Below are 15269 nucleotides of genomic sequence, written 5' to 3' on the forward strand. Positions count from 1 at the left end.
GTAGGCCCCGACTGGCTTCCGCACACCCCAGTTAGATTGTGCACAATCTAATTTCAAGGGTCGATCAGCGCGAAGCGATCGACATCCACGAGACCCCGATCGGTGATCTTCAGATGGGGAATGACCGGCAGCGGCAGGAACGCCACCTGCAGGAAGGGCTCCGGGAGGACGACATCGAGGCTTCGCGCCGCGGCGCGCAGGGTTACGAGCGACTGGCGGATGGCGTCGAACGGCATCAGGCTCATCAGGCCGGCGATCGGAAGCGCGATCTCGGCCAGCACGCGACCGTCCTCGACCACCACGAAGCCGCCCTCGATCTCGCCGAGGCGGTTCACCGCCACCGCCATGTCGGCATCGTCCGCGCCGACGACCGTGATGTTGTGACTGTCATGCCCGACCGACGAGGCGATGGCGCCGCGCCTGAGGCCAAAGCCCTTTACGAACGCGACCCCGATGCCGCGCGATCCCGGCGGTGTCCGGCCGTGGCGCTCGACCACGGCGACCTTGATGACGTCCTGATCGAGGTCGATCCGGCGTTCGCCACCGGAAAACGGCAGGGTGAGGTCGTGACGCAGGGTGATGATCTTGCCGGGCACGACCCCGATCACCGGCGTCGATGGCCCGGAGCCCGGCGCGGCGAAGTCCGCCGCCGTCACCCGCCGCGCCCGCACGCTCCGGCGGCCGATCGGCTCGATCGCCGGACGCGCGTCGAAGAGCGCCGCGTCCACCGGGCGACCCGCGCTGAGCACACGCGACACGGTGCAGCCGGCGAGATCGTCGAGCACCACCAGATCGGCGCGCTGGCCGGGCGCGACGAGGCCTCGGTCGTGCAGGCCGAAGGCCCGGGCCGCCGACCAGGACGCCGCGCGATAGGCGGCCAGCGGCGGCACGCCGAGGGCAATGGCGGTGCGGATGACGAAGTCGAGGTGACCCTCCTCGGCGATGTCGAGGGGATTCCGGTCGTCGGTGCAGAAGGCCAGGAACGGTGCCGACCGGTCGGTCAGGATCGGCGCGAGCGCGTGCAGGTCCTTGCAGACCGAGCCCTCGCGGATCAGCACGGTCATGCCCTTGGAGAGCTTCTCGCGGGCCTCCTCGGGCGAGGTCGCCTCGTGCTCGGTGCGGATGCCGGCTGCGATGTAGCCGTTGAGCCCGAGGCCGCGCAGGAGCGGGGCGTGGCCGTCGATGTGCCGTCCCTGGAAGGCTGCGAGCTTGTCGAGCACGCCTGGATCCGCCGCCAGCACGCCCGGGAAGTTCATGAATTCCGCAAGCCCGATCACTTTTGGATGCGCCGCGAAGGGCAGGAGATCGTGCGCCTCGATCCTGGCGCCCGATGTCTCCAGATGATCGGTTGCCGGGACGCAGGAGGAGAGCTGCACCCGCAGATCCATCACCAGGGTTTCGGAGGCGCCCAGGAACCACGTGAAGGCGTCGGTGCCGAGCACGTTGGCCATCTCGTGCGGGTCGCAAATCCCGGTGGTGACGCCGTGTGGCAGAACGCAACGCTCGAATTCCTGGGGCGGCATCAGCGACGATTCGACGTGGAAATGCGTGTCGATGAAGCCCGGCACCACGACCTTGCCGGAGACGTCGATCTCCCGGGCGCCGCGGTACTGGCCGAAGGTCCCGACGATCCGGTCGCCGCAGATCGCGATGTCGGACGCCACGAGGTCGCCGGTCACGAGGTCGAGGAAACGGCCGCCTTTCAGGACGAGATCGGCCTCGGCCCGGCCCTGACCCTGCGCAATGGCCCGCCGGAGAAAATCCACCTGTGTCATCGCGAGTCGACCCTCCGTCCTGCCATCCGCCAGAAGCATGCCACGGGTGCCAGCCCTTCCGCGACGCTTGCGGATGCGCGGGCGCGGGCGCAGAAGCCGCTCACCTTTGAACTGGTCGAAGCTCTCGATGCCTGCCTATCGCTCACGCACCACCACCCACGGCCGCAACATGGCCGGTGCCCGCGGCCTCTGGCGCGCCACCGGCATGAAGGATTCGGATTTCGGCAAGCCGATCATCGCGGTGGTGAACTCCTTCACGCAGTTCGTGCCGGGCCACGTCCACCTCAAGGATCTCGGCCAACTCGTCGCGCGGGAGATCGAGGCGGCCGGCGGCGTCGCCAAGGAGTTCAACACCATCGCGGTCGATGACGGCATCGCCATGGGCCACGACGGGATGCTGTACTCGCTGCCGTCGCGGGAGCTGATCGCCGATTCCGTCGAGTACATGGTGAACGCGCACTGCGCCGACGCGATGGTGTGCATCTCCAATTGCGACAAGATCACCCCCGGCATGCTGATGGCGACGCTGCGCCTCAACATCCCGACGGTGTTCGTCTCGGGCGGCCCGATGGAGGCCGGCAAGGTCCAGCTGCCCGGCATCGCCAAGAAGGTGGACCTCGTCGACGCGATGATCGCGGCCGCCGACGACCGGATCTCCGACGAGGACGTCGCCGTCATCGAGCGCTCGGCCTGCCCGACCTGCGGCTCCTGCTCGGGCATGTTCACGGCGAATTCCATGAACTGCCTCACCGAAGCCCTCGGCCTCGCCCTGCCGGGCAACGGCTCGGTGCTCGCCACCCACGCCGACCGCAGGCGCCTCTTCGTCGAGGCCGGCCACCTGATCGTCGATCTGGCCCGCCGCCACTACGAGCAGGACGACGCCAGCGTGCTGCCGCGCGCGGTCGCGAGCTTCCGGGCATTCGAGAACGCCATGACCCTCGACATCGCCATGGGCGGCTCGACCAACACGGTGCTGCACCTGCTCGCCGCCGCCCACGAGGGCGAGGTGCCGTTCACCATGGCCGATATCGACCGGCTGTCCCGGCGGGTGCCGGTGCTGTGCAAGGTCGCCCCCGCAGTGGCCAACGTCCACATGGAGGACGTTCATCGCGCCGGCGGCATCATGGGCATCCTGGGCGAGCTCGACCGGGCCGGCCTGATCGACACCGGCGTCGGCAACGTCTCGGCCGGCACGCTGGGCGCGGCGCTCGCCCGCTGGGACGTGCGCGGCGCGCCGGCCGCCTCGGTCCAGACCTTCTACCGCGCGGCCCCCGGCGGCGTGCCGACCCAGGTGGCCTTCAGCCAGGAGTCCCGCTTCGACGAGCTCGATGTCGACCGGGAGGGCGGCGTGATCCGCGACGCCGCGCACGCCTACTCGCAGGACGGCGGCCTCGCCGTGCTCTACGGCAACCTCGCCGAGCAGGGCTGCATCGTGAAGACCGCGGGCGTCGACGCCTCGATCCTGACTTTCACGGGCAGCGCCCGCGTGTTCGAGAGCCAGGACGCGGCCGTCGACGGCATCCTCAACGGCAAGGTCACGGCCGGTGAGGTCGTGCTGATCCGCTATGAGGGTCCGCGCGGCGGTCCCGGCATGCAGGAGATGCTCTACCCGACGAGCTACCTGAAATCGAAGGGGCTCGGGAAGGCCTGCGCCCTCGTCACCGACGGGCGGTTCTCCGGCGGATCCTCGGGTCTGTCCATCGGGCACGTCTCGCCCGAGGCGGCCGAGGGCGGCCTCATCGGCCTCGTGCGCGACGGCGACCGGATCGCTATCGACATCCCGAACCGCCGCATCCATCTCGACGTGGACCAGGCGGAGCTCGACGAGCGTCGCAGCGCCCAGGAGGCGGCGGGCTGGCAGCCGGCGAAGCCGCGCAAGCGGAAGGTGAGCGCGGCCCTGCGCGCCTACGCGATGCTCACGACGAGCGCGGCGCACGGCGCGGTGCGGCGGGTCTGATCAGCGGAGTTCGAGAACCAGGGCTGCGACGGCGGCGAACAGGGCTGCCGCCGCCACCGCGACGCCGATGAGGCGCGCGCGGGTTGTCCGCGTCGCCTTCGCGGGCGTTCCCTTCGCGGACGACATGGGCTCGGGCGGGGCCTCCGGGATGCGCCCCAGGGCCCGGAGCATCAGCGGCTCGATCGCCGCGTAGCCCGCCGGGCTCAGGTGAAGCCCGTCCGTCCCGTAGTCAGGTCGGAGTCCGCCGGTCTCGGTCGCCAGCACGGCGTGATAGTCGATGAACGTCGCGCCGTGTTCGTGGGCGTGGTCCCGGAGCCACGCGTTGACCGCCGCGATCATGGCGGGCGCGTCCCGCACCTCCGGGTTCCACGGGATGCCGTCCACCGGCGTGAGCGAGCCGATCCAGGCCCTCACGCCCAGGACGCGGGCCTCGTCAAGCATGCCGGCCAGCGTCCGGCAGATCCCCTCGACCGAGACGAAGGCGCCCTCGTTGCGGCCGATATCGTTGACGCCGCACAGGAGATGCACACCCCAGGCCTCGGTCTCCGCGAGATCGCGGGCGAATCGCATCGTGATCCAGCGTGCCGTCTGGCCGGAGCCGCCGCGGGGGATGAGGTCGTAGGCCTCGAAGGTGCCGGCCCGGTGGAAGCCCCAGAGCTCCGTGATCGAGTCCCCGATGAAGACGATCGGTTCGGCCATGGCTCAGGCGGGCGTCGCCGCCTCGATCACCTCGGTGACTTCCGCCTGCAGGCGGTCCGCCATCACCTGGCGGCCCTCCGAGGTCACGTGGACGATGTCGGTGAACAGGGCGCGGCTATCGGCCTCGAACAGCCGGCTCAGATCCCGCGCCGCGAAGGCCCGATCGGCCGTGTCCAGCCGCCCCAGGATGCTCTCGAAGCGCTCGTACTGGCGGTCGAGATAGGCGAGGAACGCGCCGGACGCGGCCCCGCCCTCCGCGCCCGCGAGGGTCCCCTTGCGGACGACCGTCGGCTGCAGCAGAAACCGCACCGGCGCGCCGATCCCCGGCGCGAGCCGCGCGAGGCGCTTGAGCGCCAGTTCGAACTGCCGCACCACCTCCCATTCCCAGATGTCGGATTGCCAGTTCGTGAGCGCGCGCAGGTTCTCGAGGCGGTTGAAGATCATCGCCTGCAGGCCGTCATACGACAGGGCCTCCGCGTCGTCGGCGGACTTCCTCGGATCGAAGAAGTAATCGTACAGGCTCTCGTTCGCGAAGTGGTTGTAGGGGACGCCAGCCCGCGGATCGAAGCTCCAGGGCTGGAAGATGTCGGTGGCGCCGCCGACGATCAGGATGACGTCGGGCTGCAGATCCATCAGCCGCGTTGTGATCAGGGCGATCATCTGGTTCAGGCAGGCCGAGACCGCGCCGAAATTGTAGACCCGCGCGCCCGGACCGTGCGCCCGCTTCAACCCGGTCTCCAGCCGTCCAGGCACGGTGTCGGCGAAGACCTGCCCGTCGATCAAGGTGCTGTCGCCGACGACGAAGACCCGCAGCGTCTCGGATGGGGGCCGCGTATCGGCATGCACGTCGTTGCGGTACCCGAGGGCGTCGTAGCGCCAGCCCTGACCGGGCGCCTCGGTCAGCGGCTTGCCGGCGAAATGCGCGTAGGGCGCGGGAAACCGGCTGTTCGCGTCGAAGTTCTGGAAGCTCTGCAGGAACTTCCGCCGTCGCGCGTCCGCGCTGTGGTCGGGCGGCCGGTGGGCCATGATCCGTCTCCTCCCCGGGCGGATGCCCGGTGGCTGTGCGATGGATGTTGAACCGAGCGGCGGGACGGAGAGCCCGCTCAGCTCCGCAGCGTCGTGTGGTTCTCCAGGAACCAGCCGTAGGTCTGGCGCAGCCCGTCTTCGAGAGCGATCTCGGGCCGCCAGCCCATGGCCTTAAGCCGCGAGACGTCCATCAGCTTGCGCGGCGTCCCGTCGGGCTTGGTGGCGTCGAATTCAAGCTGGCCCTCGTAGCCGATCACCTGGGCAAGCGCCTCGGCCAGCTGGCGGATTGTGCAATCCTCACCGGTGCCGACGTTGATGTGCGACAGGTCGGGACGCGTATTCGCGGCGTAGACCGCATCATCCATCTCCATCACGTAGACGCTGGCCCGCGCCATGTCGTCGACGTGCAGGAACTCGCGCATCGCACGGCCGGTGCCCCAGACCGTGACCTTCGCCAGACCCTCCCGCTTCGCCTCGTGGAAGCGGCGCATCAGCGCCGGCAGGACGTGGGCGTTCTCGGGATGGAAGTTGTCGTTCGGCCCGTAAAGGTTCGTCGGCATGACGCTGCGATAGCGCCGCCCGTACTGGCGGTTGTAGCTCTCGCACATCTTGATCCCCGCGATCTTGGCGATCGCGTAGGGCTCGTTGGTCGGCTCGAGCACCCCGGTCAGCAGGGCATCCTCGCGCATCGGCTGCGGGGCGAGCTTCGGGTAGATGCACGACGAGCCGAGGAACAGAAGCCGGTCGACGCCGTGCGTGTGCGCGGCGTCGATCAGGTTGGACTGGATCAGCAGGTTCTCGTGGATGAACTCGGCCGGGTAGGTGTTGTTGGCGTGGATGCCGCCGACACGCGCGGCGGCGAGGTAGACCTGATCGATGCGGTTCTCGGCGAAGAAGCGCCGGACAGCGGCCTGATCCAGAAGGTCGAGAGCCCGGCGGTCTGCCGTGAGGATCCGCTCGTGACCCAGCTCACGCAGGCGACGCACGATCGCCGAGCCCACCATGCCCCGATGGCCCGCCACGAAAATGGTCTGACCTCGACCGTCCATCACGCGTTCGTTCCCTGCCGAAAGCTCGGATTTCCAAGCCCCTATAGCCCCTTTGCGGCGCGATATCGCCGGGCAAACACGCGTTTTGTGAGGCGGGACAGGCTCCCCGAGTGGTCGCCGGCGGACCGAATCCCGCTGCAGCGCGAGTTCGATGTTGGCACATCTAAAAGTTGCATATGGTTGCCTGGACAGTCGCCGCACCGCGTTCCTGCTCACAAAGCAATCGATGTCGAGGCTGTTCCGGAAACGCGCTTCGCCGTGCAGCTTTGGTGATCGGGATCGTTCTCCGGCGGATTCGTGGCCTTGCCGTTGTCGGCAACGTGCCCCGTGGCGTCTCAGCCTGTCGTGCATGCGACGTCGATGGCGGACGGACTACTGCTCTGCACCGCTTCCGGCGGTGTTCGACTAGGGGTCGTCTCGAATCGGTTGTTGGTCTCACCGTGGGGCATCGGCTCAGGACTGCCTGCGCCCGAGACGGAGTGACCGTTGGCGTTGCCAAGACCTGCGACGGCGACGTTCGGGCCGGTCTGGCCGGCGCATTCTGAACAACGCACATAGGAGACGCCGTCAAACGCATTTCGGTCTTGCGCGCCGTGAAAGGGAGGCGGTAGTGTCAAGCAATGCTGACACTCGCGGTCGACCAAAAGATTGCGCAAAAGATCGATCGGCGCCCGCATGCCCTCGTGGTCGGCTCGGGCTTCGGCGGCCTTGCCGCGGCAGTCCGGCTCGGTGCGCGGGGCTACCGTGTGACCGTGCTCGAACGCCTGACGCAGCCGGGGGGGCGTGCGAGAGTCCACCGGCAGGACGGGTTCACCTTCGACGCCGGTCCGACCATCGTCACGGCGCCGCAGCTCTTCGAGGAGCTGTGGCAGTTGGCCGGTCGCCGGCTCTCAGACGATGTGATGCTTGTGCCGATGGATCCGTTCTACCGGATCCGCTTCGCCGACGGCACATCCTTCGCCTATAGCGGCGACGTGGACCGCATGCGTGCCGAGGTGGCGCGCTTCGCGCCGGACGATGTCGCGGGCTACGATCGTTTCATGGCCCACAGCCGTGCCGTCTGCCGGATCGGCTTCGAGCAACTCGGTCACGTGCCCTTCGGCAGTGTCGGTTCGATGCTGAAGATCGCGCCCGACCTGCTGCGCCTTTCCGGACACCGGTCCGTCCACGACGTGGTGGCGCGCTTCATCCGCGACGAGCGGCTGCGGACAGTGTTCAGCTTCCATCCGCTGCTGATCGGCGGCAACCCGTTTCGAGCCAGCGCCATCTATTGCCTTATCGCCGACCTCGAGCGGCGCTGGGGCGTCCACTTCGCGATGGGCGGAACGGGGCAACTGGTCGACGGGCTGGTGCGGCTGATCCGGTCCCAGGGCGGCCGCCTGCGCCTCGGCGTCGAGGTTACGCGCATCCGGGTGGAGGCGGGCGCGGCCACGGGCGTGGACCTGACGAGCGGCGAGACGATCGCCGCCGACCTTGTGGTCTCCAATGCCGACTCGGCCGTGACGCATGCGCGTCTGCTGCCCGAGGCGCAGCGCTGGAGTTCGGGCCGGTTCCAGCGCGCCCGCTCATCGATGGGGCTGTTCGTCTGGTACTTCGGCACCAGCCGGCGCTTTCCGAAGGTGGATCACCACACGATCCTGCTCGGGCCGCGATATCGCGACCTGCTGGCCGACATCTTCGACCGCAAGGTGCTGGCCGAGGATGCGAGTCTGTACCTCCACCGGCCGACCGCCACCGATCCAAGCCTTGCGCCCCCGGGATGCGACGCCTTCTACGTACTGGCACCGGTTCCGAACCTCGCCGGCGGCCAGGATTGGCACGCCCTCGCCGAACCATATCGGCGCCGGATCGCCGCCATGCTGGAAGAGAGCGTATTGCCCGGCCTGTCGGAGGCCATCGTGACCTCGAAGGTCACGACCCCGCTCGATTTCCAGGACGATTTCCTCAGCTACCGGGGTTCGGGCTTCGGCCTGGAGCCGGTGCTGACCCAATCGGCTTGGTTCCGCCCGCACAATCGGTCGAGCAGCATCCGCAACCTCTACTTAGTCGGCGCCGGGACGCATCCGGGCGCAGGCCTGCCCGGGGTCCTCTCCTCCGCCCGTATCCTCGACAGCGTGGTCCCCGATGCCCGCGTTACCGCCTGAATTTGCCGCTGCGGCCGACCGGACTGCCTGCCGCGTCGCGATCCGGGCCGGCTCGAAGAGCTTCTTCGCGGCCGGTCAGCTGCTGCCGGGCGATGTGCGCGAGGCCGCCTACGGCCTCTACGCCTTCTGCCGCCTCTCGGATGACCTCGTCGACGACGCGGCCGACCCGGCCGAGCGTCGCCGCGCAGTGGTGCGGCTCGAGACACGGATCGGCCAAGCCTATGCGGGCCAGCCAGCCGACGCGCCTGCCGATCGCGCCTTCTCCGAGATCGTCGCCACTTACGCGATCCCGGAGGCGCTGCCGCGCGCACTGATCGAGGGCTTCGCCTGGGATGCCGAGGGCCGGCGCTACGCCGATCTCGGGGCATTGCACGCGTATGCGGCCAGGGTGGCGGGTTCCGTCGGAGCGATGATGGCCCTGGTCATGGGCACCCGCACACCCGACGCCCTGGCCCGCGCCTGTGATCTCGGCGCAGCGATGCAGTTAACCAACATCGCGCGCGATGTCGGCGAGGATGCCCGGATGGGTCGCCTCTATCTGCCGCTGGATTGGATGCGGGCGGCCGGGCTGGATCCCGATGCGTTCCTTGCCGATCCACGGCCGAGCCCTGCTCTGGCCGACGTGGTGGCCCGCCTGCTCGCCGAGGCGGAGCGACTCTATGCCCGCGCGGAGGCGGGAATCTCGGCGCTGCCCGGCGGCTGTCGGGCCTCGATTCGGGCAGCCAGTTTGATTTACGCCGAAATCGGCCTGGTGGTGGCCGCGCATGGCTACGATTCGGTTCGCCGTCGCGCACGGGTCAGAACCCCGCGGAAGTTCGCCCTGATCGCCCGCGCAATCCGCACGCCTGCGGGAGCGCTGGGCCTCGGCGCGCCGCCGCTTCCCGAGGCGGCCTTCCTGATCGAGGCCGTAGCACGCGAATCCTCCCTGCCGATGCGCCAGCGTCCGGCTCTGCGGCCCTGGTGGCACGTGAGTGGCCGCGTCGTGCACGTCCTCGACTTGATCGAGCGGATGCGTGAACGCGAGGCGTTCGGCCGTTCGGCGCCGTCCTGATTGGTCGAGTGCGGTCTCGCTGAGCGATCAGCCAATCACCGCCTGGTGCGGATCCAGGGCCGACGTTCATCACAAACAGCCTCTGCTGCGGACAGGGCGAGCCGGGCCTCTGACGTATCCGAGATGGGCAATTCCGTCTGCGTCCGATCTCAGGCGCCGATCGGATCCTTCGCCGGCCCCTAGCGAGCGGCCTGCACTGAAGCAACGTCACCCTCCAAGAGGCACCCGACCGGGCGCCCCTCGGCGAAACCGAGCCGTACCCGGATTTCCGACAGGCGGCCCATGGCCCGCCCCTGCAGGATCCGGATCGGGCGGTCATCCGCGGCGATGAGACCGTCCTGCAGCAGCCCGAAGGCCAAGGCCGCCGCGGCGATCCCCGTGGCGGCATCCTCGGGATAGCCTGAGGCGCGGGGGAATTGCCGCGCCTCGAACAGGCGCGCCGGCCCGTCCAGCACGGCATAGGGGTAGAGCCCGGTCGAACCGATCCGCGCGCATGCCGCCTCGACAGCGTCGCCGGTGGGCGCGAGGGCGTTGAGCGCGGCCGTATCGCGCATCGGCACGAGGGTCTTGACCCGCGACGTCACGGCATTGTGGACCGGCCGCGCAGCGAGAGCGTCAGGCCCGATTCTAAGCGCCGCGCAGACGTCGGCTCTTTGCGCGTCCCCGAGGGGACGAACACGCCCAACCGGCTGCGTGATCGCGACACTCCACGCCTCCGCGCCGCGCGGCGTTAGGAAGCCCGTCACCGAGCCACTTGCGGTCGCGATCCGCACCGGCGAGCTCGGCAGCCGACCTTCGCGGGCCAGAACCCACAGAACGCCGATGGTGGCGTGGGCACACATCTCCATCTCGTGATTCGGGACGAAGAAGCGCAGGCGCAGGTCATGGTCCGGATCATCGGGCGGCAGCGCGAAGCCCGATTCGTGGCCGTAACGCCGGGCGATGTCCCGCATGGCCCCCGCGTCGAGCCCCTGCGCGTCGGAGACGACCGGGCAGGGATTTCCGCCCGCGCCCGCATGCGTGAAGACGTCGACTATCGTCACGGCGTGCATAAGCCCGGTCTCACTGCAGGTGGCGGGTATACGTGTCGCCGGCCGCTGCCTTCAGGGCAGCTCCGGCCTCCCGGCCGATCCGCTCCGCATCCGTCGCAGGCCCCTGTCGGGAGGCCGACCAGTGGCGGCTGCCATCGGGCAGGAACAGCAAGCCGTCGATCCGCAGAAGGTCGCCGTCGATCTGTGCAAGGGCTGCGATCGGAGTCCGGCAGGATCCGTCGAGTTCCGCGAGCAGCGCCCGCTCGGCCGACACCGCGATGGTGGTCCGCTCACAGGCAATGGGCACCAGGAGGTTGCGGATCACCGGGTCATCCGAGCGGCATTCGATGCCCAGGGCGCCCTGGGCCACGGCCGGTAGCATCTCCTCGACCGAGAGCACGCTGCGCGCCATGCTCTCCAGGCCGAGACGCTGCAGGCCCGCCAGGGCGAGGAGCGTGGCGTCGCACTCTCCGGCCTCGAGCTTCCGCATCCGCGTGTTGGCGTTGCCCCGCAGCGGGACCACCCGGAGATCGGGTCGCCGCATCAGGACCTGCGCGCCGCGGCGGAGCGACGAGGTCCCGACCCGTGCGCCCGTGGGCAGCCCCGCCAGGCCGTCGGCGTGCGGCGACAGGAACGCGTCTCGCGGGTCATCACGCTCAAGGATGCAGGCGATGGTGAGGCCGTCGGGCAGCCAGGTCTCCACATCCTTCATGGAATGCACGGCGACGTCGACCTCGCCGGCGAACAGCGCCTGTTCCAGTTCCTTGGTGAACAAACCTTTCCCGCCGATCTCGGAGAGGGGCCGGTCCAGGATCTTGTCGGCCACGGTGGTGACGACCACCAATTCCGTCTCCAGGCCCGGATTGGCCGCCACGATCCGGTCGCGGACCATCCCGGTCTGCGCAAGCGCCATCGGGGAGCCGCGGGTGCCGATGCGCAGGGGGCGGTTCAACATCTGGTTCCGGATCGCTTCGCTGGACGAGACAAAGCCTTATAGACCGAGCGCGGCGTCAGGCCACGCTCGGTCTTCCGGTTCCGGAACGCGGTCCCGCGGACGTGAAATCCGCTCCGCCCCGCTTTCGCCGGACTGCGCGCCTAGCGGGACGCCCACCATTCGAAGGGTCAACAGGTCTCATCGCGATGCTGATCATGCCGAGCCGACGGCAGTTCCTGACCGGGCTCGGTGCGGGTGCCGGCCTCACGGCCGCAACGGGCGTCTACGCCTTCGATGTCGAGCCACTGCACCGGCTGGTGGTGACGTCCTACGCGCCGGCGCTGCCGCACTGGGATCCGGCTTTGCGCATGCGGGTCGCGGTACTGGCGGATTTCCACATCTGCGAGCCGTACATGCCCTTCGACCGGGTCGCGGAGATCGTCGCGGCGACGAACGCCCTCGAGCCCGATCTGGTGCTGCTGCTCGGCGACTATCCGGCCGGCAGGATCGCGTGGCGCAAGCTACCACTCGACCAATTCGCCCGGATGATGACGGAGCTCAAGGCACCGCTCGGCACGCACGCGATCCTCGGCAACCACGATTGGTGGGACGACCATGCCGTTCAGAGGTCCGGCCGCGGCGTGCCGGCGGTCCGGCGCCTTCTGGAGGCGCAGGGCATTCCGGTTCTGGAAAACCACGCGGTGCGCCTCGTGAAGGACGGACGGCCTTTCTGGCTCGCCGGTCTCGGCGACCAGCAGCCATTCTTTAACGCCTGGAGCACGTTCAGCCTGGCCGATCTGCCGCGGACGCTGGAGGCGATCACGGATGCGGCGCCCGTGATCCTGATGGCGCACGAGCCCGATATCTTCGTCTCCGTGCCCGACCGCGTCTCGCTGACGCTCGCCGGGCACACCCACGGTGGCCAGATCCGCCTATTCGGCCACGCGCCCGCGATCCGAAAGGTGCAAGGACACGACTACTCCTACGGCCACGTCATTCAGGACGGCCGCCACATGATCGTCTCGGGAGGCTTCGGGATGAGCCGGATCCCGGTGCGGATGGGCGTTCCGCCGGAGATCGTCCTCCTCGATCTGGGGAGAGCGGACACGTCGCCGACCGCCACCTGAGCGCCGAGCAGCCGAGACTGATTGAAATACAGTCCGGCAGCACACAAGAAAACGGCCTTCGATACCTTTAATACTATGACGGCGGCGTGTAGTTGGAAGGCATTCGCTCCAGTTTGACACTGTGAGAGGTGCATGAGACCGTCCCGCATCGATTCGATATGGGGATGCTCATGCCGATCCTGCTCGGCCTCATCGGCCTTATCGCGGCGGGACTGTTCTGGATCTTGCGCACGCACGGAACCATCAAGGGTCTCCAGGAAGTCAACCGCGACACGAAGGGGCTTCAGCGCCGCGCCGTTTCGACCATCGAGGACTTCGTCGGCACGCCGTTGCAACGTGTGCGCGATCCGCGCCTCGCGGCGGTCATCCTGATGATCCAGCTGGTCCGGACGGGCAGCCCTCTGACGGCCAGCGAGAAGACGCGGATCCTCGCATACATGGAGAACCCCCTGGAGGTGGACCGGATCTCGGCCAGTTTCGAGCGGGCCTGGGGCTATACGCAGGCGCGGCTTCCGTTCTCGCAGGTCGCCGATGCACTGACTCCGCTGCTGCGCGACGCGCTGACGCCGGCGGAGCGGGGGGAGTTGATCACGATGCTGACACAGGTGGCCGGCGCGCATTCTCCACCGAGCGAGTTGCAGCGCGAGGGTATCGCCCGCCTGAAACGACGGCTTCTCGCCGGCGAGGTGCATGCACTGGTGCAACGAAGCGGCGAATCCACCTGATCCGGATCGCGGCGGGGCCACGACGGCCCGCTCGCCTTTTCCGGCCGTCGCGCTACCTCGCGGCTATGCGAGCGCTCTTACCTCTCCTCGTCTTCACCTCCCTCGCGGCGAGCCTTGGAGCGGCCCGGGCGCAATCGTGCGACGCCCTGATCGACAAGGTCGCCGCCGAGACGGCGGCCAAGACGGCCGATCGCCGAAGCGATTATGCGAGCTTCACGGCCGGCCCGGACATGACGCTGACTCTGGCCTGCGGCGGCCCCGACCTGTCCTCCGTGGGCGCGCAGTTCCGCGGCGCGAACCCGCCGGACCGCTATTACGACCTGTTCGGACAGGCCGGGCACGTGGTGACCGGCATCGATGCTGCCGTGATCACCGAGGCGGCACATCGCGCCCAGGCGACCGCCTCGAAGCTGCGCCACAGCAACATCGATCTCGCTGGCGCCCGGGTCACCTGCTCGGCGATGGTCTCGCCCGACAAGGGCCCGCTGACGCTGTGCGCGGTGATCGAGCACAGCAACCGCAGCTAAGCCGGCGGAGACTGCCGCCGGCTGGCGCTCCCGTGTCAGAGCGGGATGTTGTCGTGCTTCTTCCAGGGCTGCTCCATCTTCTTGGTGCGCAGCATGCCGAGCGCGCGGGCGATCCGGCGCCGGGTCGAGTGCGGCATGATCACCTCGTCGATATAGCCCCGCTCTGCCGCCACGAACGGCGACAGGAACCGGTCCTCGTACTCGCCCGTGCGCGCCGCGATCTTCTCCGGATCGCCGAGCTCGCTCCGGAAGATGATCTCCACCGCACCCTTGGCGCCCATCACGGCGATCTGCGCCGTCGGCCACGCGTAGTTCACGTCGGCGCCGACGTGCTTCGACGCCATGACGTCGTAGGCACCACCGAAGGCCTTGCGGGTGATGATCGTCACCAGCGGCACGGTCGCCTGCGAGTAGGCGAACAGCAGCTTGGCGCCGTGCTTGATCAGGCCGCCGTACTCCTGCGCCGTGCCCGGCAGGAAGCCCGGCACGTCCACGAAGGTGACGATCGGGATGCCGAAGGCGTCGCAGTAGCGCACGAAGCGGGCGGCCTTGCGCGAGGCATCCGAATCGAGCACGCCCGCCAGCACGAGCGGCTGGTTGGCCACGAAGCCGACCGTGCGGCCCTCGATCCGGCCGAAGCCGGTGATGATGTTGCGCGCATAGGCCGCCTGGATCTCGAAGAAGTCGCCCTCGTCGACAACCCGGCGGATCAACTCGCCCATGTCGTAGGGCTTGTTCGGATTGTCCGGGATCAGCGTGTCGAGGGAGGCATCGAGCCGGTTCACGTCGTCGAAGCTCTCGAGCTCCGGCACGCCGTCGATGTTGTTGGCCGGGAGGAAGTCGAGCAGGCGACGGATCTGCAGGATCGCCTCGACGTCGTTCTCGAAGGAGCCGTCGGCGATCGACGACTTTGTCGTGTGGACCTTGGCGCCGCCGAGTTCCTCGGCGGTCACGACCTCGTTGGTGACCGTCTTCACCACGTCGGGGCCGGTCACGAACATGTAGCTCGTGTCGCGGACCATGAAGATGAAGTCGGTCATGGCCGGCGAGTAGACGTCGCCGCCCGCGCACGGTCCCATGATCACCGAGATCTGCGGGATGACGCCGGAGGCCATGACGTTGCGGCGGAAGACCTCGCCGTAGCCGCCGAGCGCGGCGACGCCCTCCTGGATGCGGGCGCCGCCGGCATCGAAGATGCCGATGATCGGGGCGCGCATCTTGAGC

At 68.7% G+C, this 15269-nt stretch carries 13 protein-coding genes; 6 read left to right on the forward strand and 7 right to left on the reverse strand.

All coding sequences use genetic code 11. The annotated features are described in order from the left end of the window. Positions 1-53: 53 nt before the first annotated feature. Entirely contained in the window at positions 54-1775 is a 1722-nt protein-coding gene (ade, locus tag BLT59_RS18805; RefSeq protein WP_091783641.1) for an adenine deaminase, read from the reverse strand. A 127-nt stretch (positions 1776-1902) separates the two neighbouring features. Here ade and ilvD point away from each other — a divergent pair, with 127 nt between their 5' ends. Beyond that, entirely contained in the window at positions 1903-3732 is a 1830-nt protein-coding gene (gene ilvD / locus BLT59_RS18810; protein WP_091783706.1) for a dihydroxy-acid dehydratase, read from the forward strand. Here ilvD and BLT59_RS18815 read toward each other — a convergent pair whose 3' ends face one another. From BLT59_RS18815 to BLT59_RS18825, 3 genes are all read right to left on the reverse strand, one after another. After that, the gene (locus BLT59_RS18815; protein ID WP_091783643.1) at positions 3733-4431 is read right to left on the reverse strand and encodes a GDSL-type esterase/lipase family protein; all 699 of its coding nucleotides are present in this window, start codon (positions 4429-4431) and stop codon (positions 3733-3735) included. 3 nt (positions 4432-4434) lie between these two features. Beyond that, entirely contained in the window at positions 4435-5457 is a 1023-nt protein-coding gene (locus BLT59_RS18820) for a lipase (protein ID WP_091783646.1), read from the reverse strand. Between the two features lie 77 nt (positions 5458-5534). Then, positions 5535-6506 carry a GDP-L-fucose synthase gene (locus tag BLT59_RS18825; RefSeq protein ID WP_091783649.1) on the reverse strand — a complete coding sequence of 324 codons (972 nt, stop codon included), beginning with the start codon at positions 6504-6506 and terminating at the stop codon, positions 5535-5537. 620 nt (positions 6507-7126) lie between these two features. On the opposite strand from BLT59_RS18825, the gene BLT59_RS18830 reads away from it, so the two are divergent. Both BLT59_RS18830 and BLT59_RS18835 read left to right on the forward strand, forming a co-directional pair. After that, positions 7127-8650 (forward strand): phytoene desaturase, encoded by a 1524-nt coding sequence (locus tag BLT59_RS18830; RefSeq protein ID WP_091783652.1) that lies wholly within the window; start codon positions 7127-7129, stop codon positions 8648-8650. Beyond that, a complete protein-coding gene (locus BLT59_RS18835) occupies positions 8631-9701 on the forward strand; it encodes a phytoene/squalene synthase family protein (RefSeq protein ID WP_091783655.1) in 1071 nt (356 codons plus the stop codon). The genes BLT59_RS18830 and BLT59_RS18835 overlap by 20 nt, the downstream gene beginning before the upstream one ends. Positions 9702-9880: 179 nt before the next feature. On the opposite strand, the gene BLT59_RS18840 is transcribed toward BLT59_RS18835, so the two are convergent. Together BLT59_RS18840 and hemC are read right to left on the reverse strand one after the other, a co-directional pair. After that, entirely contained in the window at positions 9881-10753 is an 873-nt protein-coding gene (locus BLT59_RS18840) for a PhzF family phenazine biosynthesis protein (RefSeq protein ID WP_091783657.1), read from the reverse strand. Positions 10754-10763: 10 nt separating this feature from the next. After that, positions 10764-11687 (reverse strand): hydroxymethylbilane synthase, encoded by a 924-nt coding sequence (hemC, locus tag BLT59_RS18845; protein WP_091783660.1) that lies wholly within the window; start codon positions 11685-11687, stop codon positions 10764-10766. A gap of 185 nt (positions 11688-11872) precedes the next feature. Between hemC and BLT59_RS18850 the strand changes: the two genes are divergently transcribed. The 3 genes from BLT59_RS18850 to BLT59_RS18860 all read left to right on the forward strand — a co-directional run bounded on the left by BLT59_RS18850 (position 11873) and on the right by BLT59_RS18860 (position 14045). Then, positions 11873-12793 carry a metallophosphoesterase gene (locus BLT59_RS18850; protein WP_091783663.1) on the forward strand — a complete coding sequence of 307 codons (921 nt, stop codon included), beginning with the start codon at positions 11873-11875 and terminating at the stop codon, positions 12791-12793. A 170-nt stretch (positions 12794-12963) separates the two neighbouring features. Then, the gene (locus BLT59_RS18855) at positions 12964-13518 is read left to right on the forward strand and encodes a tellurite resistance TerB family protein (RefSeq protein ID WP_091783709.1); all 555 of its coding nucleotides are present in this window, start codon (positions 12964-12966) and stop codon (positions 13516-13518) included. Between the two features lie 65 nt (positions 13519-13583). Continuing rightward, on the forward strand, positions 13584-14045 hold the full coding sequence (locus tag BLT59_RS18860) for an ABC transporter ATPase (RefSeq protein WP_091783666.1): 462 nt from the start codon (positions 13584-13586) through the stop codon (positions 14043-14045). Between the two features lie 35 nt (positions 14046-14080). Here the strand turns inward: BLT59_RS18860 and BLT59_RS18865 are convergent. Further along, positions 14081-15269, reverse strand: a 1189-nt coding sequence (locus BLT59_RS18865) for an acyl-CoA carboxylase subunit beta (protein ID WP_091783712.1), incomplete at its 5' end; no start/stop codon positions are given.

The organism is Methylobacterium sp. UNC378MF, from assembly GCF_900103195.1.
Lineage (GTDB): Bacteria > Pseudomonadota > Alphaproteobacteria > Rhizobiales > Beijerinckiaceae > Methylobacterium.